General features: G+C 57.6%; 16 protein-coding genes. 7 read left to right on the top strand and 9 right to left on the bottom strand.

What is annotated here, in order from left to right; all coding sequences use genetic code 11:
* Positions 1-89: 89 nt before the first annotated feature.
* From ABD890_RS09655 to ABD890_RS09635, 5 genes are all read right to left on the bottom strand, one after another.
* Entirely contained in the window at positions 90-1,061 is a 972-nt protein-coding gene (locus ABD890_RS09655; RefSeq protein ID WP_345088261.1) for a PstS family phosphate ABC transporter substrate-binding protein, read from the bottom strand.
* 366 nt (positions 1,062-1,427) lie between these two features.
* Positions 1,428-3,173 (bottom strand): hypothetical protein, encoded by a 1,746-nt coding sequence (locus tag ABD890_RS09650; RefSeq protein WP_345088259.1) that lies wholly within the window; start codon positions 3,171-3,173, stop codon positions 1,428-1,430.
* 1 nt (position 3,174) lies between these two features.
* Positions 3,175-4,494, bottom strand: a complete 1,320-nt coding sequence (locus ABD890_RS09645; RefSeq protein ID WP_345088257.1) for a DUF1501 domain-containing protein — start codon at positions 4,492-4,494, stop codon at positions 3,175-3,177.
* A gap of 14 nt (positions 4,495-4,508) precedes the next feature.
* Positions 4,509-6,065, bottom strand: coding sequence for a DUF1549 and DUF1553 domain-containing protein (locus ABD890_RS09640; protein ID WP_345088255.1), 1,557 nt, complete (start codon positions 6,063-6,065; stop codon positions 4,509-4,511).
* A gap of 198 nt (positions 6,066-6,263) precedes the next feature.
* A complete protein-coding gene (locus ABD890_RS09635; RefSeq protein ID WP_345088254.1) occupies positions 6,264-6,920 on the bottom strand; it encodes a hypothetical protein in 657 nt (218 codons plus the stop codon).
* A 367-nt stretch (positions 6,921-7,287) separates the two neighbouring features.
* Between ABD890_RS09635 and ABD890_RS09630 the strand changes: the two genes are divergently transcribed.
* The 3 genes from ABD890_RS09630 to ABD890_RS09620 all read left to right on the top strand — a co-directional run bounded on the left by ABD890_RS09630 (position 7,288) and on the right by ABD890_RS09620 (position 11,564).
* On the top strand, positions 7,288-8,769 hold the full coding sequence (locus ABD890_RS09630; RefSeq protein ID WP_345088252.1) for a Gfo/Idh/MocA family protein: 1,482 nt from the start codon (positions 7,288-7,290) through the stop codon (positions 8,767-8,769).
* Positions 8,770-8,923: 154 nt separating this feature from the next.
* Positions 8,924-9,937 (top strand): hypothetical protein, encoded by a 1,014-nt coding sequence (locus tag ABD890_RS09625; RefSeq protein ID WP_345088250.1) that lies wholly within the window; start codon positions 8,924-8,926, stop codon positions 9,935-9,937.
* Positions 9,938-10,952: 1,015 nt separating this feature from the next.
* Positions 10,953-11,564: a hypothetical protein gene (locus tag ABD890_RS09620; RefSeq protein WP_345088248.1), complete on the top strand. Its 612-nt coding sequence runs from the start codon at positions 10,953-10,955 to the stop codon at positions 11,562-11,564.
* A 232-nt stretch (positions 11,565-11,796) separates the two neighbouring features.
* On the opposite strand, the gene ABD890_RS09615 is transcribed toward ABD890_RS09620, so the two are convergent.
* A complete protein-coding gene (locus tag ABD890_RS09615; RefSeq protein WP_345088247.1) occupies positions 11,797-13,593 on the bottom strand; it encodes an ABC-F family ATP-binding cassette domain-containing protein in 1,797 nt (598 codons plus the stop codon).
* A gap of 158 nt (positions 13,594-13,751) precedes the next feature.
* Between ABD890_RS09615 and ABD890_RS09610 the strand changes: the two genes are divergently transcribed.
* The 4 genes from ABD890_RS09610 to ABD890_RS09595 all read left to right on the top strand — a co-directional run bounded on the left by ABD890_RS09610 (position 13,752) and on the right by ABD890_RS09595 (position 17,884).
* Positions 13,752-15,476 (top strand): pentapeptide repeat-containing protein, encoded by a 1,725-nt coding sequence (locus ABD890_RS09610; RefSeq protein ID WP_345088245.1) that lies wholly within the window; start codon positions 13,752-13,754, stop codon positions 15,474-15,476.
* Positions 15,477-15,752: 276 nt separating this feature from the next.
* Positions 15,753-16,730: an HD-GYP domain-containing protein gene (locus ABD890_RS09605; protein WP_345088243.1), complete on the top strand. Its 978-nt coding sequence runs from the start codon at positions 15,753-15,755 to the stop codon at positions 16,728-16,730.
* Positions 16,700-17,176 (top strand): PilZ domain-containing protein, encoded by a 477-nt coding sequence (locus tag ABD890_RS09600; RefSeq protein ID WP_345088241.1) that lies wholly within the window; start codon positions 16,700-16,702, stop codon positions 17,174-17,176. The genes ABD890_RS09605 and ABD890_RS09600 overlap by 31 nt, the downstream gene beginning before the upstream one ends.
* A gap of 123 nt (positions 17,177-17,299) precedes the next feature.
* On the top strand, positions 17,300-17,884 hold the full coding sequence (locus tag ABD890_RS09595) for an HD domain-containing protein (RefSeq protein ID WP_345088240.1): 585 nt from the start codon (positions 17,300-17,302) through the stop codon (positions 17,882-17,884).
* On the opposite strand, the gene ABD890_RS09590 is transcribed toward ABD890_RS09595, so the two are convergent.
* The 3 genes from ABD890_RS09590 to ABD890_RS09580 form a co-directional block, all read right to left on the bottom strand.
* Complete coding sequence (locus tag ABD890_RS09590) at positions 17,881-19,827, bottom strand: carboxylesterase family protein (RefSeq protein ID WP_345088238.1); 1,947 nt, start codon at positions 19,825-19,827, stop codon at positions 17,881-17,883. The two genes, ABD890_RS09595 and ABD890_RS09590, sit on opposite strands and share 4 nt — an antisense overlap.
* A gap of 132 nt (positions 19,828-19,959) precedes the next feature.
* Positions 19,960-20,955 (bottom strand): 3-keto-disaccharide hydrolase, encoded by a 996-nt coding sequence (locus tag ABD890_RS09585; protein WP_345088236.1) that lies wholly within the window; start codon positions 20,953-20,955, stop codon positions 19,960-19,962.
* A 104-nt stretch (positions 20,956-21,059) separates the two neighbouring features.
* Entirely contained in the window at positions 21,060-25,469 is a 4,410-nt protein-coding gene (locus ABD890_RS09580) for a DEAD/DEAH box helicase (protein ID WP_345088234.1), read from the bottom strand.
* Between the last annotated feature and the right edge of the window lie 45 nt (positions 25,470-25,514).

Here is a 25,514-nt window from a genome sequence, read left to right as displayed (position 1 = left end):
GGGGGGGTGATGTGGTGGATAGGACGAAGCCCTCAGGCCGCAAAGCCGAGGGCATGTCGTCGAGGTGATGGCAGGTTAGTTGGATCGGATTAGTTCTTGATGCCGACTTGTTCCAACTGGGCAGCGGCAATCACGGCGGGGATTGGCAGATAGCCTTCCTTCACCACGGCCTTCTGACCTTGTTGGCTGTAAATGTATTTCAGGAACTCCCGACGCAGTGGATCGAGTTCACTGCCAGGGCGGTAGTTCACGGCGATGTACAGGAAACGGGACAGCGGATAATCGTCGGCGTTTTCGGCCGTTGGTTCGACAAAGTCGGTCCCTTCGATCGATAGAGGAAGCACGCGGACGTCGGAAGTCTTATAGCCGATGCCGCTGTAGCCGATCCCGGACTTGTCAGTGGCTACCCCTTGAACGACCGACGAACTACCAGGCTGCTCTTTGACGGTTGGCTTATAGTCGCCCCCGAACAGCACGTTCTCTTTGAAGTAGGCATAGGTGCCGGACGCCGAGTTGCGACCATACAGGCTGATCGGTGACTGAGCGAACGCACCACTCAAACCAAGTTCGCCCCAGCGCGTGACATCTTTCTCGGCACCCCCTTTGCGGTTGGTCGAATAGATAGCGTCGAGTTGTGGCAGCGACAGACCTTTGATCGGATTGTCTTTGTTCACATAGACCGCCAGCATGTCGATGCTGGTGCCGAGTTCGACCGGCTTATAGCCGTAACGCTTCTCGAAGTCGTCGATCTCGTTTGCCTTCATCGGACGGCTCATCGGACCGAAGGTGGCGGTGCCTTGGATCAGTGCCGGCGGAGCGGTTGACGAACCCTTGCCTTCGATTTCGATCTGCACGTTCGGGTAGATCTCTTGGAAGCCTTCCGCCCAGAGGGTCATCATGTTGTTCATCGTGTCCGACCCGATGCTCTTGATCGTGCCAGAAACGCCGGAGACGCGCTCGTAAACCGGGAGTTCGGAATCGACCTGAAGTTGAGCCAACAGCATGGTGGGCGAGCAGCACGCTAGTACCACGGACAGCAGTAGCGAAGATTGGCGCAACATCGGGCTAAATCCTTCCAGAAGCATGGGCATTCGACAGATGATTTCGGTGCGCGGTGCTGCCAGCATTCCGCAGGGGGGCGAAATCAGCATTAACAAAGCGCTAACACTACGACAAGCTCGTGGTGTCGAGGGTCAGCCGTGGTGGAAGTCCCTATTTATACGGGGTTTTCCGCTAGATTGACCAACGATTCATCTTCTGGAATATCACGCGCCAAAGAAAGCCCTTACATCTTTCGAGCGGTTATATTTACACAACGTTAATAATTGGGGCAATCCCGTAGCACCTTTCGGGGGAGACGTTCCGGTGGCAAGCGGGTCAGAATGGGGACCTTCGAGGGGCACGCAGGCCGGGTCCCAGCGGTTCGATTATTTCCCGATCAGGGCCTCGGTTCCCGTCACGAAACCATCCTGATCGAGGTCCAGCTTTTGGAACTGCTGGGGCGTCCCGAGGAACTCGCGGGGGCTGATGTCGCCGTCGCCGTTGTAGTCCATCCCCACGAACCAGGCCGGAGCCGAATCCCAGCCTTGGGCCCGGGACGGCGGCTGAGAGTAACCAGGCGTGACAATCGCGGCGTTGTCTTGATCGCCACGGAAGAACTCGAACTCGAGCAAGGCCGGAATCTCGTCGAATTCGATGGCATTGGACTGATTCTGATCGATCGCCAGCAGGTTGGTTGCCAACTGACCCAGTTCCCGGGCCGACAGTCGCTGATCGCGGTTTTGATCGACGGAACGAAACAGCGGGTCTTCGCCATCGATCCCTTGCAGGCGAATGTGACAGCGGTCGAACCAGTTTTGTTGCTTCAAGGCGACTTCAATCTCTTGGGCGTATACCTTGTTGTCGTTGTCTTGATCGGCCGCCATGAAGGTGATCGGGGCCCCTTCATCGGGAAGTTCGTCCGGTTCGAGGTAGCCATCCCGGTTGCGATCGTAAAGCTCTAGTAGGCTGGAGGCCTGCTGTTCGAGTTGCTCGAGATTGACCCCATCACGAACTTTGAAAACGAGCCAATCGTTGCCCAGGTGACAGGTCAGCTGCTCTTCGCTGGTCAGCGTTTCGCCGCCGACGCCTGGCTGAGGCTCGAAGGTAAGACGAGGCCGATCGTCTCGCTCGCCGAAGCGAATGGTCAGCACGTATTGGGCCGGCAGGTCGACCAGTTGCTGCAGTTCGTCGTTGCTGAGGTTGCCGTCTTGGTTGCGATCGATCTGATGCAGAAGGTTCTCCGGCGGAAACTGTTTCAGGTCGAGCCGTTGCCCATGCACATAATTCTGCTGCATGGCATACAACAGGTCGTTCCAGGGGGTATCGCTGCTCAGCGTGAACATGGCCTGACCGCCAAAGAAGCGGCGGCGATCGTTGCGCGACATGTCGCTGGGCATCTGCCCCATCGAGGTCATCAGTTCCGGGACCGAAACGATTTCGTTGTCGTCGAGGTCACGCTGTTGGATCCGCTCGGCAGCCAGTTCGATCTCTTCGTGTTCCAGCGTGCCGTTGCCGTTCTGGTCGATCAATTGCCGCAAGGTCGAATCGGTTCGGCTTCGCTGAGCAGCGTACGAAGTTCGACGAACCGAGAACGCCTCGGTCCGGGCACTGCTACGGCTGACCAGGCGGGGGACCTCGGAGCGATCGACCCAGCCGTTGCGGTTGGTGTCGTAGCGGTTGATGTTCTGTTGGCGTTGTCGCGGGTCTTCGAATGAGAGATTGCCGAACTGACCACGCCCCAGTTGCGGATGGTCGGCCAGCTCATCCCAGGTGGCCCGGCCGTCCTGGTCGCTGTCGGCGAGTTTCAGAATGTGGTCGATCAATTCTTCCAGGGCCTGATCGAATGGCTGGTTGTCGATCCACAAACAAACGTCGACGCGGATTGGCCCGCTGGAAACAAAAACCAGCAGACGTTGAGGCTCGACGTACGGCTCTAGCTCGAAGGGAAGACCGGCAACTGGTATGGCGGCGTCCTCGATTGAAACTTCCGGTACCGCTGCAACTTCTTCCTGGGCCGGTTCGACTTCCGCCGGCGTGGCGACAGGCGTGACCGATGGCGGTGACGGCTCTCGGCAGCCCGAGCCAACCAGCAGAACGATTGCCAACAGAAGTGGAACGAAAGTGGTACGCATATCAGGCCAACAGCTTTTCGACCGGCTTGCCTTCCGAGATTTTGATCGGGCGAGCTTCCGGCGAGTAGTGCTCGATCGAAGGATCGACTCCCACGGCCTGACATAAGGTCGCCAGCAGATCTTGCACCTCGGTCTTGCCGTCAGTGACTTCCATGCCCGCTTCGTCTGTTTGTCCATAGGTCTGACCGCCGGCGATTCCACCTCCAGCCAATACGCAGGTCCACGCATCCGGGAAGTGATCGCGTCCGGCCGTGTTGTTGATGTTGGGCGTTCGTCCGAACTCGCCCATCCAGCAAATGGTGGTGCTTTCCAGTAGATCACGCTCGGCCAGTTCCCGCATGAGCGTGCTCCAGCCTTGATCGAGTTCTTTGGATAGGCGTTCGACCGCAGGGAAGTTTCCTTGATGCGTATCCCAGCCGAGCCCATTCCCGCCGAGGGTGACTTCTACGAATGGGACGCCCCGTTCCACGAGACGCCTTGCGATGAGACAGCCTTGGCCGAACGTGCCTTTGCCGTACGCTTCGCGAGTCGCCATTGCTTCCTGCGACAGATCAAACGCCGAGGCTGCATCGGGATGCATCATCTTCACGGCCGATTGAAAGATGGTCGCTTGTGCTTCGGCGGCTCCAGAAGGATGGCTGGAAAGGAACTGATCCTGCTGCGCTTTCCACATTGCCAGGCGAGCATCTTGCCGCTTCTGATCGACGCCAGCGGGAAGCGCCAGGAAGTCGACACCGAGGTTCGCTGGGGCCTCGTTGCTTTCAGCATCGGCGGCTGCTCGCACGCCGACCGTGGCGGCAGCGTAGCGTGGACCCAGGAAGCCAGGACCAAGGGCTGACCCATTCAAGACGCCACTCGGATTGACGGCGACGTAGTTGGGGAGCGTCGAGAAGTCAGGCCGCATCGCCTTCGCCAACGAAGCACCGATCGAAGGATAGTTCAGCGGTCCGCCAGGGCGTTGGCCGGTATGCATCAGGTATGTACCACGCTGGTGATCACCTTCGCGGGTACTCATGCCACGCACCACGGCCAGGCGATCGGCCTGCTTGGCGAGACCGGCGAAGTGTTCGCTGAACCGCAGGCCTGGGACGCTGGTTTCAATCTCTTTAAACTCGCCACCGTTGGCGTGCCCTGGCTTCATGTCGAAGGTATCGGTCTGCGTCGGTCCGCCTGACATCCATAGCAAGATACAGCTTCGCTTGCGATCAGGATTCGGGGCCGCGGCCGCTGCCAGTCGAGGCAGCCAGGCACAGCTTGCCGCGCCGACAAGGCCAGCCGAGGTTTGCAGGAAACGACGTCGCGATTGATCGAAGGCGTTCATCGATAGGCCTGGGGTTAGTGATTCAGCATGAACTCGGCACTGTTGGCCAAGACCCACAGCACGTCGCCGAGCGCCGCCGATTGCTGATCTGGCTCGGCTTCCGCGAGAAACTGCTTATATCGGTCCAGCTCTTGCTGGTTGGGCGTTCGGCTGTAGGCTGCCAGAAACAGCACATTCAATCGCTGCTCGTCGGAAAGAAACGGAGCACTCATCGCTTTCAACAGGCCGCTCGTTTCGACATTGGTCGCCGTCGAAACGGGAGGACCATTCATGACGGCGAGTGCCTGAGGCATACCGGTATCGAACTCGGTGCGGTCTTTGCCAGCGGTTCGCATCCGGGCAACAAACTGCGAACGCTGAGGATCGTTCTCGACCATGGCGTTGGGGGGCTGAAGCAGGCCAACTTTCAACAGCGCGTCAAAGAGCTGCTCAGGCGTTAGCGACTTGACTGCCATCCGGGCGAACAGTTCGTCGGGGGCCTGAGACTGCGAAACGGCCTCGCTGCTACGGGCATAGGTTTCGGTCAGGGCGATCGTCTGCAGCAGCTGCCGGAGGTCGAAGCCAGAGCGAATGAAGTAAGTCGTCAGTTCGTCGAGCAGTTCCGGGTGGCTGGGCTTATTCTGCGGCGACATGTCGTCCGCCGGATGTACGAACCCGCGACCCATCATGTGCGACCAGGCCCAGTTTACCGCTCTTCGGGGCATGAAAGGATTGTCGCGCGAGACCATCCAGATCGCCAATTGCTGACGACGTGTTCCCCCCAGCGATGCGTAGCTGACCGTCGTGCCAGGGAAAGCAGGCGGAACGACTTCGTCCGACTCGGGCAGAGTGACTTCGCCGCGATTGCGATCGACGATATCAAACCTTGCCAGGCCAATGTTGTTATCGCCCGGGCGTTCAAGCTGAGCGAAGAACGCGGCCATGCCCCAGAAGTCGTGCTGCTTCCAGCGATCGAACGGGTGATCGTGGCATTGCGCACATTCGAGTCGCAGGCCTAGGAAGATACGCGAGGTCTCGGCGGCGAGTAGTTCTGGCTTGAGTTCCTGGGCGGCATAAAAGTAGCCGGGACCATCGTTGCCTTGCGTGGCGGTTAAGAACTCTTCGACCAAACGATCGTACCGCACATTCTGAGCGAACTTGCCACGCAGCCAGGTTTGCAGTCCCGATTCGTTTTGCAGCGAGAGCGGGTCATCGGTTGGCTCCAGGATCAACGACCGCCAGGTGGTCGCCATGTGGGTTGGATGGGCAGGGGAGTGAACCAGCGACTCGACCAGCTTCTGCCGTTTATCCGGTGCGGTGTCTTGGAGATAAGCTCGCGTTTGGGCGACTGTTGGAATGCTGCCGACTAGGTCCAGCGAGACTCGCCGCAGAAACTCGCCATCGGAAGCGAGCGGGGCAGGCTGGATGTTTTCGGCATCGAGTCGAGCCTGAACCAACGCGTCGATACGGTCGGCCATCGCTTGCATCTCGGCCTGGCGATCTTCGTCGGACGTTTCTGCGTGCAGCGGCGCGAGCAAAAGCCAACTTGTAAGAACGAGCCAGCATGACAGCGCATGACGCATGCGAAGCATGATTTCGCCTTTGACCAAAGGAGCTAAACGATAAGACGACAGGCTGGGGATCGAACCACCCGGCCTGACGTCATCTTAGCAATTGTTGCCGGGGCATGATAGAAAAATGCCGCCAGCCAAACGGGGCTTTTTACCCGCTCGCAGCCAGGTCCGGGTGCCTACGGCAAAAACCGTGCACCCGGAAACGCTTGCCGAAGGTTACTTCTTTTCGCGAGCCATCTGTTCCGCCGCCAAGGCTCGGCGACCGCGAACGGCATCGACTTCCTGCGACTGACCCCAGTAGTACAGCATCACCCCCAGCACCAGGCCAACCAGGCTGGAAGACAGCACCGCGAAAGGGCTTTGGGTGAATGTCGAGTTCTGGGCGGCTGCCTGGGTGGTTAGCACTAGGCCGATCAAGCTGATCGCGAAGCTCAACACGTCCGAAAGAATCTCGCGAACGCTAAAGCCCATGTGGGCAACGACTACCAGCTTGCCAATCACCAGTTGCATCGCGAAACCGATCACACCGGCCAGCATCACGGCGAAGGCGATCCAGTGGAAGGCGGGAAACTCGAGCGCTTCAGCGACTTGGTAGATTGGCGTCAGGATGCCGGCGGTCGTTTCTTGCGCTGCTTCGCTTTGATCGACCTGGCTGGCGATGTCTTCCAGTTGTTGCGACATGTGACCAGGCGTTGCGGCTGCTTCGCCGGTATCTGCTTTCGGTTGACCAGCTTCCGGTGTCGCGGCTTCTTCGATGGCCGCATTTTGCACGGCCGGAGTTTCCGGCGACGCCGGTTCTTGTGCGAGTGCTGGCATCGCGACCAGCAGTGTCGCCAGCGTGACCCATCCAAGCGATGCCATAATTCGAGACATGATTTCCACCTCCATCTTGGGAAACGAACAGAAAACGGCCGATGTCCAGTTCGACTCGGCAGTTACCAGTGAGCAAAAAACAACGCTCAATTCGTTGGGGAACCTGAAAAAAGGGCTTACCCCGCAAAGATGTGGCGAATGTTCTGTCTCACCCAGGTATTCGCCATTCTCGGCAGTTTATTGGCCAAATCTGGGGGAATCGTGACGAGTGCTTGGTGAGTAGATCGATGGCGCTGCTCAGGCAACTCTCCGTAAAAGGTGTCTAAATGTATTGCCTTGGCACGTGGGGCTTGGTTTTATAGAACGTGCGACCCGCCTCGCCAGAATCTACTTTCTTGATCCCACCTAACGATGGAGACCTCTGCTGATGAGTTCACCCGATGCCACGCGTCGATCATTCTTGAAGACCACCGCTGCCGGTATGGCGGCGACAACCCTCGTGATGCAAAGCCAGAAGTCGCAAGCTGCTGACGCCAACTCGAAACTCCGAATCGGTTTCGTTGGCGTGGGTGGTCGTGGTTTCGGTGCCCATGTGAAAAGCCTTTCGGCCATTGCCAAAGAGGGAGCCAACATCGAGCTGGTTGCCGTCTGCGATGTGTACGAAGCGAATCGCAACCGCGCCGCGGATTACATCGAAAAAGAAAACGGCGGCAAGGTTGCCCGCTACGTCGATTTCCGCGAGATGTACGCGAAGGAAAACCTCGATGCCGTCAGCATCGGTACGCCGGACCATTGGCACGCCATTCAAGCCATGGAAGCGATGAAGGGTGGCATGCATGTCTACTGCGAAAAGCCGATGGTCAAGCAGGTGGAAGACGCCATCGAACTGGTCAAGGTCTGGAAAGATACCGGCATGGTCATGCAGGTCGGCGTCCAGGGAACCAGCTTGCCGGTTTGGGATGCGGCCCGTGAAAAGATCGACGAAGGTCTGCTCGGCAAAGTACTGATGTATCAGACCGAATACTTCCGCAACTCCGACATCGGCCAGTGGCGCTATTACAAGCTGTCGAAAGACATGACTCCTAAGACGATCGACTGGAAGCGATTCCTCGGCGTCGAAGAAGGGCTGGCGGAAGACCAACCGTTCGACCGCGCTGTGTTCGCCCAGTGGCGTCGTTTCTGGGAATTTGGCAGCGGCATGTTCACCGACCTGTTCGTGCATCGTACGACCCAGATGATGAAGGCGACCGGCCTCCGTTATCCGGCCCGCATCACTGGTAGCGGTGGTTTGTATCTGGAATACGATGGCCGCGAAGTGCCAGATGTGGCGACCGTGGTTGCGGAGTTCAACGAAGGTTGCCAAGGCCTGGTGACGGCAACGATGGGTGCGTCGGAAACCCCGATCAAGCAGCTCATCCGTGGTCACAACGGTTCGATTGTCTTCGATAACCCAAGTGCCTCGGAATTCACCTTCGTGCCAGAACGACCTCAGGTCACGCACATCAGTCCGACCGAACTGCCTTACGAGAAGCAGATCATCAAGACGGAGAAGGAAGCACCGAAGGATCAAACCAAGGCGCACTTCGAGAACTGGATCGCAGCGATCGAGAACAACACGCCCGATTCGTGTAACAACCCGCCAGATCTGGGTGCGGCGGCGATCGTGCTGGTGAACCTGGGTGCTCGTAGCTACCGCGAAGGCAAGATCTATCACTTCGACGACGAAACGATGACCATCAGCGACGCCGACAGTTCGTGGTCGAAGCGTTGGGAGAAGGTCTCGAAAGAACGTGGCTCGGCCCAGCAGGTCCCTGGCTGGAAGGCTGGCGACAAAGGCTCGACCATCCAAGATCCCGATTACCAAAAGCTGGAAGGTCCCTGGATCAACGGCAAAGATCCGGCTGGCTAAATCGGTAGTCGACTGAAATCGGAAGAAGGGAAGGCAATGGCTGGAAGCAGCAGGCCTTCCCTTTTTTTGTTTCTTGATGGAATCAAAACGTTTGCGATGCCATTTTCCCTCCGGGATAATGTGCCTGGTAAATCGAACACATAGGGAGAGTGGTATGGCGAAGTGGTTTGGTTGGGTAGGGATGATTCTCGTTTGGGGGCTGGCAGGCGGAGCGGTCTTGGCCGATGAAGTCGCTGATGCGCTGGCCGAGCTGACGCCACCACTTCCTATTGAGTCGATCAGCGCTACCATCGATCTGCAGCGCCTGACCTGTGTCGAGTCGTGTCCCACGCTCGACAAAATGATCCAAGCAGTTGACCAGCATGCACCTTTCGATTCTCCCCAGCAGATCGAAACGCTATTTGCTTCGTTGATTCCACCCAAGTCGGAAATTGAAGCTCCGGTCTTCTTTCTCAATCAACGCAACATGATCGTTTTGTCCGATCGAACCGCGACAAGCAACAGCCACATTGGATTAACTGGCGACATGAAAACGATCGTGCAGAACCGTCAGCACACGATCGATCACAACAAGTTCTTTGTGGACGACCAGACCCACGAAACGATTCTCGTTTATCGCAACCGCACCAGCTACATGCTGGAAGGGCTCAACAACCTGCTGCCTCAAGTGGAAGCCTTCAAAGAGCATGCTCAGCAATTGAAAGCCGGGCTTCAACTGCAAAAAGACAAGGACAAAGGGGAACGCACGTTGTTTGTTCGTCCCGAAGAAGGGCACTTCAAATCGCGAAGCATCACGCTCGATGCGCAAGGAAACGTTCTGCGGCACGTGACCGATTCCGGCAGTTCCATCGATCAGACTTTCTGGGCCGGATATCATAAGGTGGGACTGTATGAGTTGCCCACGATCCAATTACGAATGTGCCTGTTTCGAAACAGCAAGGACGGATCGTTCAACCACGGACGCCTGGAAATGATTCGTCTGAAAGATGCCGAGGCGAAGCACATTTCCCTGAAGGAGAAAGACTTTGCCGTGTCTGCCTCGAAAGGAGCCCTGATCCAGCTTTTCGAACCAGGGCAAAAGGAAAAACGAATCATCCTTCCGCAAGACGTGTCTGACCTGATGAGCAAGATTGATTCGCTGGAAACGTTACAAGCCTCCAGCGATTAACCTTCGTCCCAGCCTTCGAGTTGTTCCTGGAATTCCAGCTACTTGCTTTCCAGTTCCGAGATCTCGAAGGCTAGTTCGGTGAAGCGGGGTATGAATCTTCCGACCCTTTAATCTTTCTCCAACGGATACTCGACTGGTTGATCTGGATGGAAAACCAAGAGCATTTCAGCGAGCAAGAACTGGATGAGTACCATCTCTTGGCATGTAAGATGTTACGCTACAAGGGCCCGTCGAATGCCTTGGGTTCGGAGGTCGAATCTGAGTACCCCGCTATGCATGCGTTTCTAAGGGAAGTGCAAAAGGATTCGCAACGGCCTACTTTTCTGATGGAGTCGGTTTGGGATGACGGTAGTCCGTTGCCAATCCTAAGCAATGAAGAGTTCTTGATCATTCTTCCCGATTTGGTTGCAGGTGGTCTTCGTAACGCGTCCGACTCGATCGTTTTAATGACTGTCGTGAACCGATTTGTCGAAATCTCCGAACGCAGCCACGATTGGTTAATCGTTCGAACGAGACTTACGGATAGTTTCTTGGACCGACTGCGGAAAGGACTACTGAAAATGATAAACCAGGCCTGGGAAGGACGTCGCGTGAGTAAACGCGCGGATAGTGTGAATTCGGCCTTTGACTAGGTCTGAGGCAGGACTCTTTTCTCGGACTTGATGGAATAGAAACGTTTGCGATGCCGTCACTGAGGAAGTAAGTTACTCGTTTGACGATGGCCGGCCAGAGCGAACTCGCAAATTTGTGGGTTCCTGGCGCCGACTTTGGCAAATCATTAGCCCCGTCAACATGGAAACTTGCCGGCCTGGAAATGGCCCAGGGGACCCCTGTATCCGATCTACGTGTAAAGCAACGCATGGGATATTGGGATGGGGATTCGCTCACACCTAACTTTGCCGACGCGATGAGCAGGCCAATGGGCGACGAACAGGAAGAAAGAGCCCTGGCCCCTGAATCTCTTACAGGCTATGACATCTTAGAGTTCTTATAGCCGCATCCTGGAACCTGATATATGTTGCACGTACGATCCCCGATTAAGTCGAAGACCGTTGAAGCTGCGATGCCGCAGCAAATTACACCTCCGCCTGCCGACTCCACGAAGGCGGTAAAATGGGAAGCGGGATACGCTCCGGAACCTGTCTTTATCGGAACGTGCAATAACGTAGCAGGTAAGGAGATCTTCCTGCTGGGCGTGCGTTTTGACAACGACAAGCGTCTAACTGACCCTTCCTCTGGGTTTTTCCTGCATTTTCTCATCGTCGATCCCAGTGACTCGAAAACGAAGATGCACCGACTATTTCAGCAGAGAAACGTGGCGTATTCCGAGAGCGGGGTATCAGGTGACACGCTATCTGTCAAAGAGGTCGATAAGTCGGAGCGGCAAAAGATCTCACTGCCCAAACGTCACGAGAGGGCAGCTAGATGGCCTTTGTTCGATGGGAACCCTATGCAGTTCCTGGCACAGTTCTACCTTCCAAAAAACCCAACTACAAAAAAGTATTTGTCTTGGGATGACACGGTCTTTCTTTTCCAGGCCATCAAGGACGATGAGCCTATCTATGCGGCGACGATGCATGATATCGGACAGCAGACGGCAGAAGATCACTATGCAGCTGAGCGGTAAGTATGGCCGAACCTTTTGCCAATCACGGCTGGGTGGCACTGCTAATCTCAGCCTTTTGCCAGGCTTTCCGAGGTGTGCCACTGCTGCCCTCAGCAGTATGAACCTGCCAATCGGCCCAACAACTGTTTTACTTCTGGACTCCGAAAGGGCTCAAACAGCTTGGGGCCGATAGTGTCAGTCTCGGCCATTCAGGTTTTTTCCCGGACGCTGACCCGCTCGAAGCGGCCAGCAATTAACCTTCGTCCCAGCCTTCCAGTTGTTCCTGGAACTCGAGCCATTTGCCTTCCAGTTCCGAGATTTCGTCGGCCAGTTCGGTGAAGCGGGCATGGACCTTCTGGGCTTCGGCGGGGTCGGTGATGGTCAGCAGTTTGTTGTTGAGAGCCTTCCGTTCGTCGTCGAGCTTGGCGATCTTGCTTTCCAGCTTGTTCAGCTCTTTGCGGGCGGCACGGGCCTGTTGGTTGCGAGCCTTGCGTTCTTCTTTGGCCAGGTCACCGTCGCGGTTGTCGCCACCGCTTTGACCGGCGGCAACGTTACCATCTTCGTCGTCGATTTCCTGGCTGAGGCGATAGAGGTAATGCTCGTAGTCGCTCGGGATGTGCGTCACTTTGCCGCCACCCACTTCGATAATCTGCGTGGCGATTCGCCGCACGAAGTAACGATCGTGGCTGGTAAAGATCACGGTGCCGTTGTAGTCGTCCAAAGCTTCGCACAACGAGTCGACCGTTTCGACATCCAAATGGTTGCCTGGTTCGTCGAGGATCAGGATGTTGTATTTGCCCAGCAGCAGACCGGCGAGGCAAAGTCGAGCACGCTCGCCACCGCTGAGCACTTTCACCTTCTTCTTCACGTCTTCGCCGCGGAAGAGAAAGCTACCAGCGACGCTGAGCAGTTGCTGATGATTGATCGACGGATCGCGGACGCTCAGCAGGTAATCTTCAACGGTGTCGTTCGCCGGTAGCGAGCTGTAAACATGCTGGGCGTAGACGCCGATTTCGGTGCCGTGGCCCCATTTCACTTCGCCTGCCTTAGGGTCGAGCGAACCGACCAACGTGCGAAGGAATGTTGTCTTACCCTGACCGTTATCACCGACCACCGCCGCGCGGGCACGGTGTTCGATATCGAGGGTAATTCCGTCCGCAATCAGTTTGTCGGGATAGCCGATCGAAAGGTCTTCGCAGCGGACCGCGGTTCCCTTGCGAGGATCGACCTGGGGAACACGAATGTAGGCGCTCGCTTCTTCTTCTTCGATTTCCAGCAGACTCAAACGGTCGAGTTGTTTCTGCTTGTTCTTCGCCTGGGCGGCGGTATTGGCACCGGCGCGGTTCTTATCGATGAAGGTTTGCAGTTGCTTCTGCTTCGCCTTGGTGGCGGCGTTCACCCGCTGATCGTGTTGCTTTCGCTCTTCACGATACTCGATGTACGATTCAATCGTGCCAGGGTAAAGCGTCAGCTTGCCGCGCGACAGTTCCAAGGTTTGGTTACAGGTCTGCTTCAAGAAACCTCGATCGTGCGAAACGATCAGGTAGCCACCCTTGTAGCTCTTCAAGAAACGTTCCAGCAACATCTGGGTACGAATGTCGAGGAAGTTCGTCGGTTCGTCCAGGATCAGAAACGTCGGATCGTGTAGCAGCAGGGCTGTTAGCTTGACACGCGTTTGCCACCCGCCAGAAAGGCTGTGGACCGGGACGTCCAGCATCGCGCCTTTGATTTCAAACCGAGCCGCGACTTCGCCACACTTCCAGTCGGGCTGCTCGCTGTCGCGCATCAAAAACTCGACGACTGTCTCGCCAGCGATGAACGGGTCGTGCTGGCGGAGGTAGCCAAGTCTTGTCTTGGGGTGCAGCACCACCTCCCCTTTTTCTAGTTCCTCGTCACCGAGGATCGCTCGGCAGAGGGTCGACTTGCCGGCCCCGTTACGGCCGACCAAACCCACTTTGTGGTCGTCGGTGATGGCAGCCGTGGCGCCGTCGAGGAGCGTTTTGTGACCGAATCGCTTCGTCGCGTTTTGAATGGTAATGACAGGAGGCACGGTAGCAGTTTTCGCAGGAAAGCAAGGTTTCAAAAAAGACGTAACACGATCTTCATCGAGTGCGACTATCGGATCTTTTCTTTGGACCGTATCTTGGTGAGTCCAAAGGAACTAGCACGTTTGTGGGGTCTGTTTGCCGGTGTGAAGCCATCGCCCAGATGAACAAGTCGCAATCTTCGGTAATTGTTGCGGAATCCGCTTCCGCGTCCAAGACGGCCTATAACGAAGGCAAGCTGACGCCTGCCGTTCTGGCCGATTTAAAGGCAAAACATCCGAATTTCACGGGAGATTGGATGCATCTGGTTCAGTTGGAGCAAAGCCTTCGCCGGCCTGGTTCCGATCCGCAACGCTTTAGCGACTGGAATCTGTGGCGGCACGAGGCCCTCGAAGGGGACCAACCGCAGGACAAAGTGGTTCACCTGGAAGGCATTTCGCTGCGAAGCGCTGACCTGCGAGGCGTTCACCTGGAAGGGGCCGTGCTTCGCGACGCAACCGTTGCCGCCAGCGACTTTCGGGGGGCCCGTCTCGCCGGAGCGATCCTGACCGAAGCGAATCTCTCGTTCTGCGATTTCGCCGAAGCCGATCTGACCGCGAGCGATCTGCAAGATTGTAACCTCGATCATGCGAATTTTCGGAGGGCCAATCTTGCAAAGGCAGATCTAACCGGGGCGATCCTGACCTCCGCGAAGCTGAAACTGGTCCAAGGGGCCGAGGCGAACTTTGGCCGTGGCAAACTGGTAGCTGCCGACCTGACCGGAGCGAACCTGGCCAGGGCCAGCTTCGAGCGAGCCAACCTGGCCGACGTGACGCTGGACTCGGCTTGTCTCGACGGGGCGAGCCTGAACGATGCCGACCTGAACTACGCTAACCTGCAGAATGCCAGCCTGAAGCAAGCGGAACTGCAGCGGGCGAATCTGCACGGGGCATCGGCCCACGGAGCCAACTGCGAGAAAGCGGACTTCACCGCGGCCATCTTGCGACAAGCGAACCTTGGCAACTGCGACCTGCGTGGGGCGATCGGCCTGCTGCTGGACGAAACGTTTGTTACCGGCGGCGAGTTCGACGCGAAAGCGAACGACCCCTGGACGCGGCTGCTGCAGACGTACACCTGGCGAAACCTGGTGCTGGTCAGTCTCTTCTTCGGGCTGCTTGCGATTCCATTTACGGTTGGAGGTTATTTCAAATCGGCGAAAGAGTTGATCGAACGTCCCATTCCGCGGCAAGTCGAAGAGATCTCCGCCAACTTCTTCAAAGTGGCGCACACCGATTACGAGATCGAAGAGTTTCTGCGATTCCGCTACGACGAGTTCTATGCTCCGCAGGTCAACAACCTGGCCAGTCGCTGGACGCACATCTACCTGGCGCTGGGAGGGATCGACGGGATGATCTTCTGGTGCACGTTCACGACGATGACGTTATGCCTGCTGCAGCGGTTGGCGCTGACCCGAAGCATACAGCGGCTGCAATCGCAGAATGCGATCTTTCGCCGGACACCCAAGCTGAACGAGTACATGGGGCCGTACGGTCCGATCGGTGAAGAACCGCATAGCTGGTACTTCGCGTTCGCGAAGTGGATGCAGGGTCATGTCGTCGAAGAACAGATCGACCATGGGCAGCCGCAGCAGACGATGCGACCGCTGCGCTGGGCCGGGTTCCCAGGCTGGTGGCTCGCGGCGATGCGGTCGATCAAGCCACTTTGGAAGGCGACCCCCGAGAACCTCAAGCGATCGCCGCCTCCTTCTTGGATCGACGCTCTTGGCATGACGCGGATCGACCGGATGAACCAGTCGCTGACCTGGGGGATCGCCGTGATCATTCTCTTTCTGATCTGCCGTCTAGTGATCGAGATGGTGCTGGGAAGCGAATTGCACTTCGGCCAATAGCCTAGATTGCCGGAATTGTGCAGTGCTTAGGCACGGATTTCACCCAGATGCGGCGATCCGAAACGTGCCGTGTTGGCCGCTACAGCCGGTACGACCGCGCCAGATGGTCGATCTTGAGGCCAACTTGCGCGGAAGAATCATCCGCTTTAGGGGATCGACACGTGTTTCCGCAGTACGGGCCGGCTCACAATAACCTACCTTTAAGAAGCATTCGGCAACGGGATATCTGGGGCCGAACTTTTCCTGTGTTGGATCTGAACTCGGCCAGAAACAATCATGTCTGCAACTACACCCATTGCCACCCAGTGCCACGGCTATACGCCGGTTCCGATGGCGCTCATGACGCCTGACGAGGTGCCTGCGGTAGATCTATACCGACGCGACCTGAACACGGGCCGGTTGCAGTTGTATCGCGCCGCGAACGTTCCGATCACCCAGGACGACTTGAACAAGCTTGCCGAGACCCAGATCAACTGGCTTTACGCGGCCGAGATCGATCCGGACGAAATGCAAATGGTCATTCGTCGCAAGCTGGACGCATTGGTCCGCGACGACTCGGTCGGCATCCGAGATCGCTTCCGTAAACTGAACGATATCGTGACCGAAGTGTTGTCTTCGGCGTTCGAGGTGAATAACACCGACGAGATCGTTTCTTCCAGTGCCGAGATCGGCCAGCTGGCGGTACGTGTGCTGTGCGAAGACGAGATGACCGCAGGGGATCTCATCTCGCTGATGCACCACGACTTTCAGACGGCGACGCATTCGCTGAATGTTGCCTACATGATGGTGATCCTCGCCCGCAAGATGCACCTGGTGCCAGACTCGGAACTGTCTGCCGTTGCCGCGGCCGGCATTCTGCACGACATCGGGAAGCTCTCGGTTAGCGATCGCATTCTTTCCAAGAACGATCGACTTCAGCGTCGCGAACAACGCGTCGCCCAGAAACATCCTGCCTTGGGATTCAATCGGCTTTGCCGCCGTGTCGATATTTCATTCGCCCAGTTGATGGTGATCTATCAGCACCATGAACGGATGCACGGACGAGGCTATCCCGTCGGCGCGTGCGACGACGAAATTCATCCTTGGGCACGCCTGTGCAGTGTCGTCAACGTATTCGATTCGCTTATCAGCAATCGGCCCTACCGCAAACGTTATCCATTGCACGAGGCAATCTCGATGATGGACGAACATTTGTCGGACGGCCTGGATCAAGAGATGTACCGATGTTGGAAACAGTATATTCTCAAAAAATGAAGCTGCTGTTGGATCGGCTGCGTTGCCGGATCCAGTTGCCAGTCCAGTTTGCCGACCTGGAACATCGTCGTGGTGTCTTGCCGTCGCAGTCGAATGATATGCGCCGTGCGGCTCGCGTCTATTGCCCCGGCAAATTGCTGATTGAATCGTTCGCTTCGCTGCCAAGCGTTCCGCGAAACCATCAATACGTGGTTGGTTACTCGGTCGATATTTCGTCGACTGGGATTCGTTTTCTTCACGACACCGAACTCTATCCTGGCGAACAAGTCACGCTGTGGACCTCGGCCCAGCGGCTGACTTGCACCGTGATCCGTTGCCGACGACTGAATAAGTCGTGCTACGAAGTGGGAGCGTCGTTTGTCGACGAAGATCCTGCTTACGATTCGCCCCAGGATGTCGCCTCGCCCGAGCAAGAATCACTCGCAGGCCAGGACTTCTTGAACTAGCCCTGCGATACGCGGCTTCGGTTAACTTTTCTTTCAATGACATTCACGTCTGTTGACTGATAGTCACGCGTGCTTTATCCATGGTGGCAAGTCCCACATTGGTTTGCCCGAAGGAGAATGGCCGTGAGCGTGGCTCGAGAGTATCTGGATGGAAACGCCGCGGATATCGTGGCCGCGATCCTCATCTTGTTTCAAGAGCGAGGCAACTCGCAGTATGGCTTCGAGGCGGTCACACAGCTTGAACATGCGCTGCAGTCGGCAACGTTGGGTCTCGAGCAGAACGCTTCGTCCGAGCTAATTTCCGCCGCGCTGCTGCATGACGTGGGACACCTGCTGCACGATCTGCCCGACGACGCCCCTGATCAGGGAATCGACGATCATCACGAGAACGTTGGCTTTCACTTCCTGAAGACGCACTTCGGTCCCGAGACCTACGAGCCGGTGCGACTGCATGTCGCTGCGAAGCGTTACCTGTGTGCGACCCGAGAAGGGTACCACGACCAGCTCAGCGAGCCCTCGCAGGTCAGTTTGCGGCTGCAAGGGGGACCGATGTCGGATGCCGAGGTGCAAGAGTTTGAAGCGAACCCGCACTACGAAGCGGCGATCGAACTGCGGATCTGGGACGATACCGCCAAGGTGCCGAACCTCGTCACGCCGGGCCTCGATCAGTTCGAGGCCCATCTACGCCAATCGCTTCGCCCGGCTTAAGGTTGCCAGGCTTCGTCGAAGAAGTCGGCGGCGAACACCTTGCCAGGGGCCGAGCCGTCCGGGTCCTGCGAGATATCGATCAACGCCCAGTCAGGCAGCTTGGGATTCTGCAGGCTGTTGGTGCGATCGTGATCTTCGCGGAAGGTAGGACCACTGTTGATCACCAGGTACTTCTGCGGATTCAACGGATTCGGGTAGATCATCACTGGGACATGGTTGGCGGCGTCGGCGGTATGCTTGCCGATGGCGACTTCCTGGGCGTCCCACTTCAGTGGAAGCTTGTCGATGCTCTTCTTCAGAATCGAGTTCGTTTCTGGCGTACCCCAGGCCACGATGTTGTACTTCTTCAGGTCGTCGGCGGTGACGTCTTTGTCGAGCTTCGTTCGCAGCTTGCCGCGGAACAAGGCCTGCCAGCGATCGGCCAGATGCTTCGACTCGAAATCGACCCAACGCTGAACGGCCGCGTTGGACGACTTGCCCGAAGGAAGCACCACCAGGAACGGACCATAGAACGCGTCATCGATCGGACCCTGCAATCCTGGCGACTTGATCAACTGCTTGGCAGGCGTGTCCTTGGTGCTGACGCTCCAATGTTCGCCTTTGGTCAGATAGATCGCATCGGCCGATTCTTGCGTCAGATCGACGGGCAGTTTGTCGCCGTCGATTTCGAGGTTGAACTTTTTCTTGTCCCCCACGTCGAGCTTCATACGGGCCACGTTTCGCGTTACTACGAACAGCTCGTCATCCGACTTCCACAAGGCACCGACGCGGCTGTCTTCCCAATGACGGTTCAACTCCAGCAGTTCGACCCAGTGCATCGAACCATAACGCAGCGTCGGCGTCTGAAGGCTGACGTTTTGTGGGTAGGCTTCCTGGCCCGCATCCCGAGCCAGCTTCACCATTTTCAAGATTTGTTCCAGCGATTCCGGAGCGTACTTGTGACCCATCTTAGGGCCAATCAAATGCGTGAGCTGCTGGCCTTCCTTCTTGAAGGCTTCTTCCATCACGCGAGCTGCCTGGATCTGCTTGTCGTTCTCGCCGCTGTAAGCAACGACGGGCAAATTGAACAAGTTGGTCGTGTAGTTCGGAACGTCGTACAGCTTCCACAGCGTTTGCTCGTACTGTGGCGGGAAGTTCTCAGGCTTCAGGTTCTGGTAACGGGCCGTTTCCGCAAAGCCGGCACCAGGGCTCATGGCGACGAAGTTCTCAGCGTAGTGGGCACCAATATGCCAGCAGCCAGCACCCCCCATCGAGAAGCCCATCAGGACGATTCGTTTATCGTCGATCTTGTATTGTTTTTTGACCGCCTCGATGGCGTCCATCACGTCGATTTCGCCAGCCGACTTGAAGCCGATGCACTGCCGACCAAACGGATGCAGCACGATCGCGTCTTCCGGCGAGATCTGACCGGTCTTGGTCGAGCGTTCGTGGATGAAGTGCAGGTCGGTTGACTTGTCGCCACGACCATGCAGCCAAATGTATAGCGGCTGTGGCTTGCTGAGGTCGAGCTCTTTCGGGATGACCAGCCCATACGGCTGAACGCTTCCGTCGACATCGCTGGAATATCCACGGACCAGCAAACCGGATTGATCTTTCCAAGGCGTCTTGCCGGCGGCCAGGCTGGCGGCACGATTCTGGGCCATGATCAAGCAGGCCTGAGCCTTCTTGATGTCCCCTTCGCCGTAGAACTCGTTGTGCTTCAAGGCGTATTCAACCGCCTTGCAATAGACGGTCGCATCGGCAGCCAGGGCGTGGTCCTCGACCTTGGCACAAGCTTCGACCGCTTTGGCCAGGTCAGCTTCCAACGACTTCCGAGTTTCTTCGGGCAGCTTGAAATTGCTTGGGGCGGGCAAGCGACGCGGGATTGGCTTGATCGGATCTTCAGCCGCGACGAACGAGGCAAACAACGCAATCAGAACGACAGCGACGCTGGGGCGAATCATGGCAGGCTCAACGAGGAAGGAAAGGAAGGGAGAAAGGCGAGATGGAAAATCGGCAAGCAGACAGTCGGGAGAGGAGACGCCTGCTTGCCGAAAATTCCAAAGCTCGATGAGAGCATTCGGTCAGAGAAACGACTATTTCTCGACAACCCAAATGTTGCGGTACACGACTGGATTGCCGTGACCCTGCAAGTAGATCGCGTCCTTTTCAGGGCTTTCCTGGTGACGGCCTGGCGTGTTGCTGGGCAGTTCCAGATTGTCGTGAATGACGACGCCATTGTGCTTGATGGTTACGCGGGCGTTCTCGGTCTTCTTGCCTTCGGCGTCGTACTTCGCAGCGGTGAAGTCAACGTCGTAGGTCTGCCAGGTAAGTGGCGGGTAGCACATGTTGACTTGTGGCTTCGAGATCTTGTAGATACCGCCACATTCGTTGTCTTCGCCCGACAGGCCGAACGAATCGAGGACCTGAACTTCGTAACGGCTCTGGACGTACAGACCGCTGTTACCACGGGCCTGACCACGAGCGTCTGGCTTGAATGGCGTGCGGAATTCGAGGTGCAGCTGGTGGTCGCCGAACTTGTCCTTCGATGCACAGTCGGCCAGGAGCAGGTCTTCTTGAACGATCTTGCCGTTCTCGAAAGCTTCAGCGCTCGAGCCGTCGAACAGAACCTTGGCGCCTTCTGGAGCCTTGGCGCCCAGGGTTGGGCTCTTGCGAACGACCTTCTTCAGCGTACCGACTTCGGTGCCATCTTCGCCGACGATCTTGATTTCGCTGGGGGTCAGGGTGGCGACAAAGTTCATGCCTTTGAATTCGACCTTGTCACCGCTGGCGGTACCTTCCGACTTCAGCAGATCGCCGTAGTCGCCACCGTCGTAACCATCGCCTGGCAGACCGCCTGGGTAGGCAACGGCCTGAAACTTATCGTGACCCAGGGCAATCACCTGGACGCCGTACTTCTTCTGCTCGCCATCCGTACTGACGGTACCGGAGTACTCGCCTTGCAGTTGGTACGAGGCTGGAGCTTCGTCCTGGGTGGTATAGGTCTTGGTGTCGTCCGCGGCAATCAAAGCCAGCGGAGCGGCGACTGCGAACAAGGCAGCCAGAATTGCGTGGGCAAGGGGACGCTGCATGATGAACTCCCGGTAGTTTATCTGGGGGGTGAAAGTGCAAAGGAGAGGGACGATTCATTGTGGTTTGCCAAGGTCGACGATGCAACCATCCACCCAGAATCCCCCTAGCTGGCGGTAGATCGCCGGCGAGGGAACCCGATCGGGATGGTTTGTGGCGGAAGGCGACGACCGGCGTGCAGGGCCCGAGTCATCTCGGTTTGCTCGGCCGGTTCGATCTGCTTCAGGAACTGGATTTCGCCTCCGCGTTTGAAGGCAACCAGTTGGCCGTTCTGCCAGATCAAGGCATTCGTGTGGATCGCTGGAACCTTGGCGTCGTCAGACATAACTCCAGCCAGGTTCAAAGGATCGGTGCCGCTGACCGCGACCCAAGGATCGTCGGCTGCGGCCTCACGAAGCTTACGCAGGGCGTAGATGGCTTGTTCGGTGCCGTACTGCTCGCCACCGGCATTTTTCACGAAACGACCGCCACGCAGCTCGCCACGGCGTTCCATTCGGCGAAGCATCGGTACCAGTTGAGCCCACGAAGGAGCCGCCGTTTCGCGATGAAGCAGGTCGCGGAAAAGCACTCCGTACCGGGCCACCAACTGCATGCACCAGCGATGCAAATAGTCTTCCGCGGTCACTTCTTCGACAATGCCGGGGAACAAAGACCAGCGTCCGGCCCGGGCTGTCGCGTTGCTCTTGCGGCGATTGCGAGACTTCTTCGCGCCAGACTCGTCGACGATCGTTCGCACGGCGCTAAAGCTATCGCACGTCACCAGGCCAAGCGCGGCCAGTTCCCGCAGTGCTTCGTCGAGGTGCGTTGGTAGTAGCTTGGTCAGAATGCGGATGTCTTGATGGAACAACGCTCCCCGAGCCTTGAGAGCTTCGAGCACGTCTTGAGCGTTGCCACGAGCCAAGGCATCGGCAGCCTGGCGAACGTCCGGGATCAGCCAGCCAAGGTTCTCGCGGCGAACAATCGCCATCGGAACACTGCGCCGCAGCGATGCCATGCTGGGGCCTTCTTCGGCGTCGCCTTGCGGCGGACGGAGACGTCCCCAGATCAATTCGCCGGAAGTCAACTGATCGTCGAGCCAGTCAGGATCGTAGTCGTCCATGCGACCGGCGATGAGGCTCCGTTCCCAACTGCCGGCCGACGCTTCAAAGCCTTGCAGCAAACCCATCACCGCGTTCAGCCCACGGGCCCCGGTCGATTTGGTTTCGCGTTGCAGGTTTTGGTGCCGTACCAGGAAACGAAGGAATACGTCTCGTTCGACCGGCTGAATTTGTTGGCGGAGACCATGTACCGTCAAGCGATGAATACGAGCCAACAACCGGCGGTCGCACCACTGCAAGTCGCCTTCGTGTGTCGAACCTTCGGTCGAGTAGTGACCTCGCAAGATCACACCTTCCGCTTCCACCGATTCGCACGCGGCCATGACGCTCGAGTGTTTCAGGCCCCACGACTGGGCGAGCTCTTCGGTCGAAAACGGACCGAGGTAAGGACAAACATTGCGGACCAGCTCGACCCACGCTTCGTGCGACTCCATCTCTTGGGCGACATTGGCCGGGACATTTACTGCCGGCTTCGCAGTGCCGCCCGGCAGGGCTGCGGTCAGAATTGGAAGCGTCTCGGTCGCGGTCCAGATTGGCTCGTGACCTTCACGCACGTAACTGGTGGCGCGACCTGCTTTGACCAGCTTGTCGAACAAGCTTTGCCATTCCTGACCTTGGGAAGCAGGCAAAGCGATCATCGAGCTGAGCACGTCGTGCAGTTCGTCCGTATCGCGAGCCGTCGGCCAGGCCTCGCGGCGCACCGTGGCGATCGCTTCGGGCGAGAGCTGGCCGAGTTCTTTCATCTCGCCAGGGGCCAACGTGCGGCGTGTCGTGACGGCACGCGTGCGGCGGTCTTCGAGCCCGGCCGGATCGAGGAACGAATAAGGGTTCGCGTTGATTCGCTCGTGGGCGAAGGGAGATGGTTCGCGCGTTTGCCGGGCGACAAACTGCACTTCGCCTGCCTCAACCGCACGCAGCAAGTCTTTCCAGCGTTCGACGTCCATCCCTTCGGTCAGGCAGTCGTGCAGCGTCTGCTGAACGAGCGGATGGTCTGGGTATTTAATGTCTTCGCTATGGTTCTCGAGGCAGCCGACTTGATCGGGAAAGGCAGCCGCCAGCAGGTCGTCTGAGCGGAAGCGGATCATGTGCGGCGGAACCTTCTTGCCTCCCATGAATCGCAAGATGGCCAAGGCTCGGGTCGCGTTCCAACGCCAGCGAATCTGAAACATCGGAAACGCCAGGAGTGCCTGTTCGAGCAAGGCCTGGCCGTTGTTCGAGTTCAGCATCTTGAACATATCTTCCAGCGGGAAGCTATGCTGCGGACCGAGTGAGAGCACGATGCCGTCGTCGTCGGCGCTGGCCTGAAGTTCGAAGTCGAACGAACGGCAGAAACGTTTCCGAAAGGCGAGCCCCCACGCACGATTGATGCGTGTTCCCAGCGGCGAGTGCACGACCAACTGCATGCTGCCTGCTTCGTCGAAGAATCGCTCGAACACAATTTGCTTCTGTGTCGGAACGAGCCCCATCGCGGCGTACTGGGCGGCAATGTACCGGACGGCTTGCATCGCGGCCCACGTGGTCGCGTGGCATTCCCCTTCGACCCAACGCACGATTTCGACATCGACTTGATCGAAGGACGACTCCAGCAGGCTTCCGTCCTGGGCTTGCAGTTTGAAGCGTTCGCGCGAGGGATCGTTCTGGGCGGCGACGATCTTTTCGGCAATCTCTTCCCGCAGATCGGCGACTTCCTTGGAAAGCTCGATCGTGCGACCAGGCGATTCGCCAAACCAAAAGGGAACGCTCGGCGGCTGGCCTTGGGCGTCTTGCACGATCACATCGCTACCGCGAATCGCCAGCACTCGCCAAGAGGTGTTGCCGAGTAGAAAGACGTCGCCTGCTTTGCTGTCGACGGCAAAGTGTTCGTCGACCGTGCCGACGACTTGTTTCTCGGGGTCGGTGACGACGCGGTAGATCGGCATCTCGGGGATGGCGCCGCCGGAAGTCGTGGCGCTGATCCGTGCTCCGCGACGTGGCCGCAGCTTGCCATTGATGCGATCGCGGTGGATGTGCGCCCCGGTCTTGATCGAACGGGTAACCCCTTCGTTGACCATCTCGAGTACGTCTTGATAGCGTTGATATGTCAAGTCGCGATAAGGCCACGCGCGCTTGATCAGCTCGTACAACGCTGCTTCGTCTTGTTCTTCGGCGGCCACTTCCGCGACGATTTGCTGGGCCAGAATATCGAGCGGCGCGACAGGGATCTCGATGCGATCGAGGATGCCTCGTTCGACGCTACGCATCAAGGCCAGGCACTCGACCAGTTCGTCGCGGGTAAGCGGGAAGAGGCGTCCTTTGGGGGTGCCGGTTAACGAGTGGCCAGAGCGACCAACACGCTGCAGGAAGTTGGCAATGCTGCGGGCCGAACCGATCTGAACGACCAGGTCGATGTAGCCGATGTCGATACCCATCTCGAGTGAAGCGGTGGCGACAATCGCTTTCAGTTTGCCTTCTTTCAGCCGCTGTTCGGCCGAGTGGCGAATCTCTTTCGAGAGGCTGCCGTGGTGACTGGTGATCACTTCGTCGCCGAGGACTTCGGTCAGCCGGTGGGCGATGCGTTCCGCCATGCGACGCGTATTGACGAAGACCAGCGTGCTGTGATGCGACTGAATCAGTTTGACCAGATCGTCATAGACTTCGCCCCATTGTTCGTTGGAGCAAACCGCTTCGAGCGGAGAAGGGGGAACGCTGACTTCCAGGTCAAGCTTTCGGCGGTGACCACCATCGACAATCGAACAGTCGGGCACACCCTCTTCATCGACGCGTTGGGCTCCGACCAGAAAGCAGGCGATCTCTTCGATCGGCTTCTGCGTGGCGGACAGGCCAATGCGTGTAGGAGGCTCGATGCATTGGGCTTCGAGCCGTTCCATGGTGATCGTCAGGTGAGACCCTCGCTTGTCGCGAGCCAGGGCGTGGATTTCGTCGACGATGATCGTATCGACATGCCGCAGTGTCTTCCGGCTTCGCTCGGCCGTGAGCATCAGGTAAAGCGACTCTGGCGTGGTGACCAGAATGTGCGGAGGTCGCCGGGTCATCGCTTGTCGCTGCGACGAAGGCGTATCACCGGTGCGAACCGCGGTGCGGATTTGTGGCGGGAGCATGCCCATGCTCTCGGCCATCTCGCAGATTTCCATTAGCGGAACATCGAGGTTGCGATGGATGTCGTTACTGAGGGCTTTCAGCGGCGAGACATAGACGACGTAGGTGGTGTCGAGCAGCTTTCCGGCCAGCCAACGTCGGAAGAGCCGATCGAGACAGACCATGAAGGCGGCAAGCGTTTTACCCGAGCCGGTCGGGGCGGCAATGAGCGTGCAGCGTCCCTCGGCAATCGAAGGCCAACCGGCGTTTTGCGCGTCGGTCGGCTTTCCAAACCGCTTGGTAAACCAGGCCTGAACAACAGGATGAAAAAGCTGAAGCGACATCCCGGGCATTATATCGCACTGTACGGATGTGCATAGCAATTTATC

The sequence above is a fragment of the Bremerella cremea genome (assembly GCF_039541315.1).
Taxonomy (GTDB): Bacteria; Planctomycetota; Planctomycetia; order Pirellulales; family Pirellulaceae; genus Bremerella; species Bremerella cremea.
This window is presented reverse-complemented; position numbering and strand designations above follow the sequence as displayed.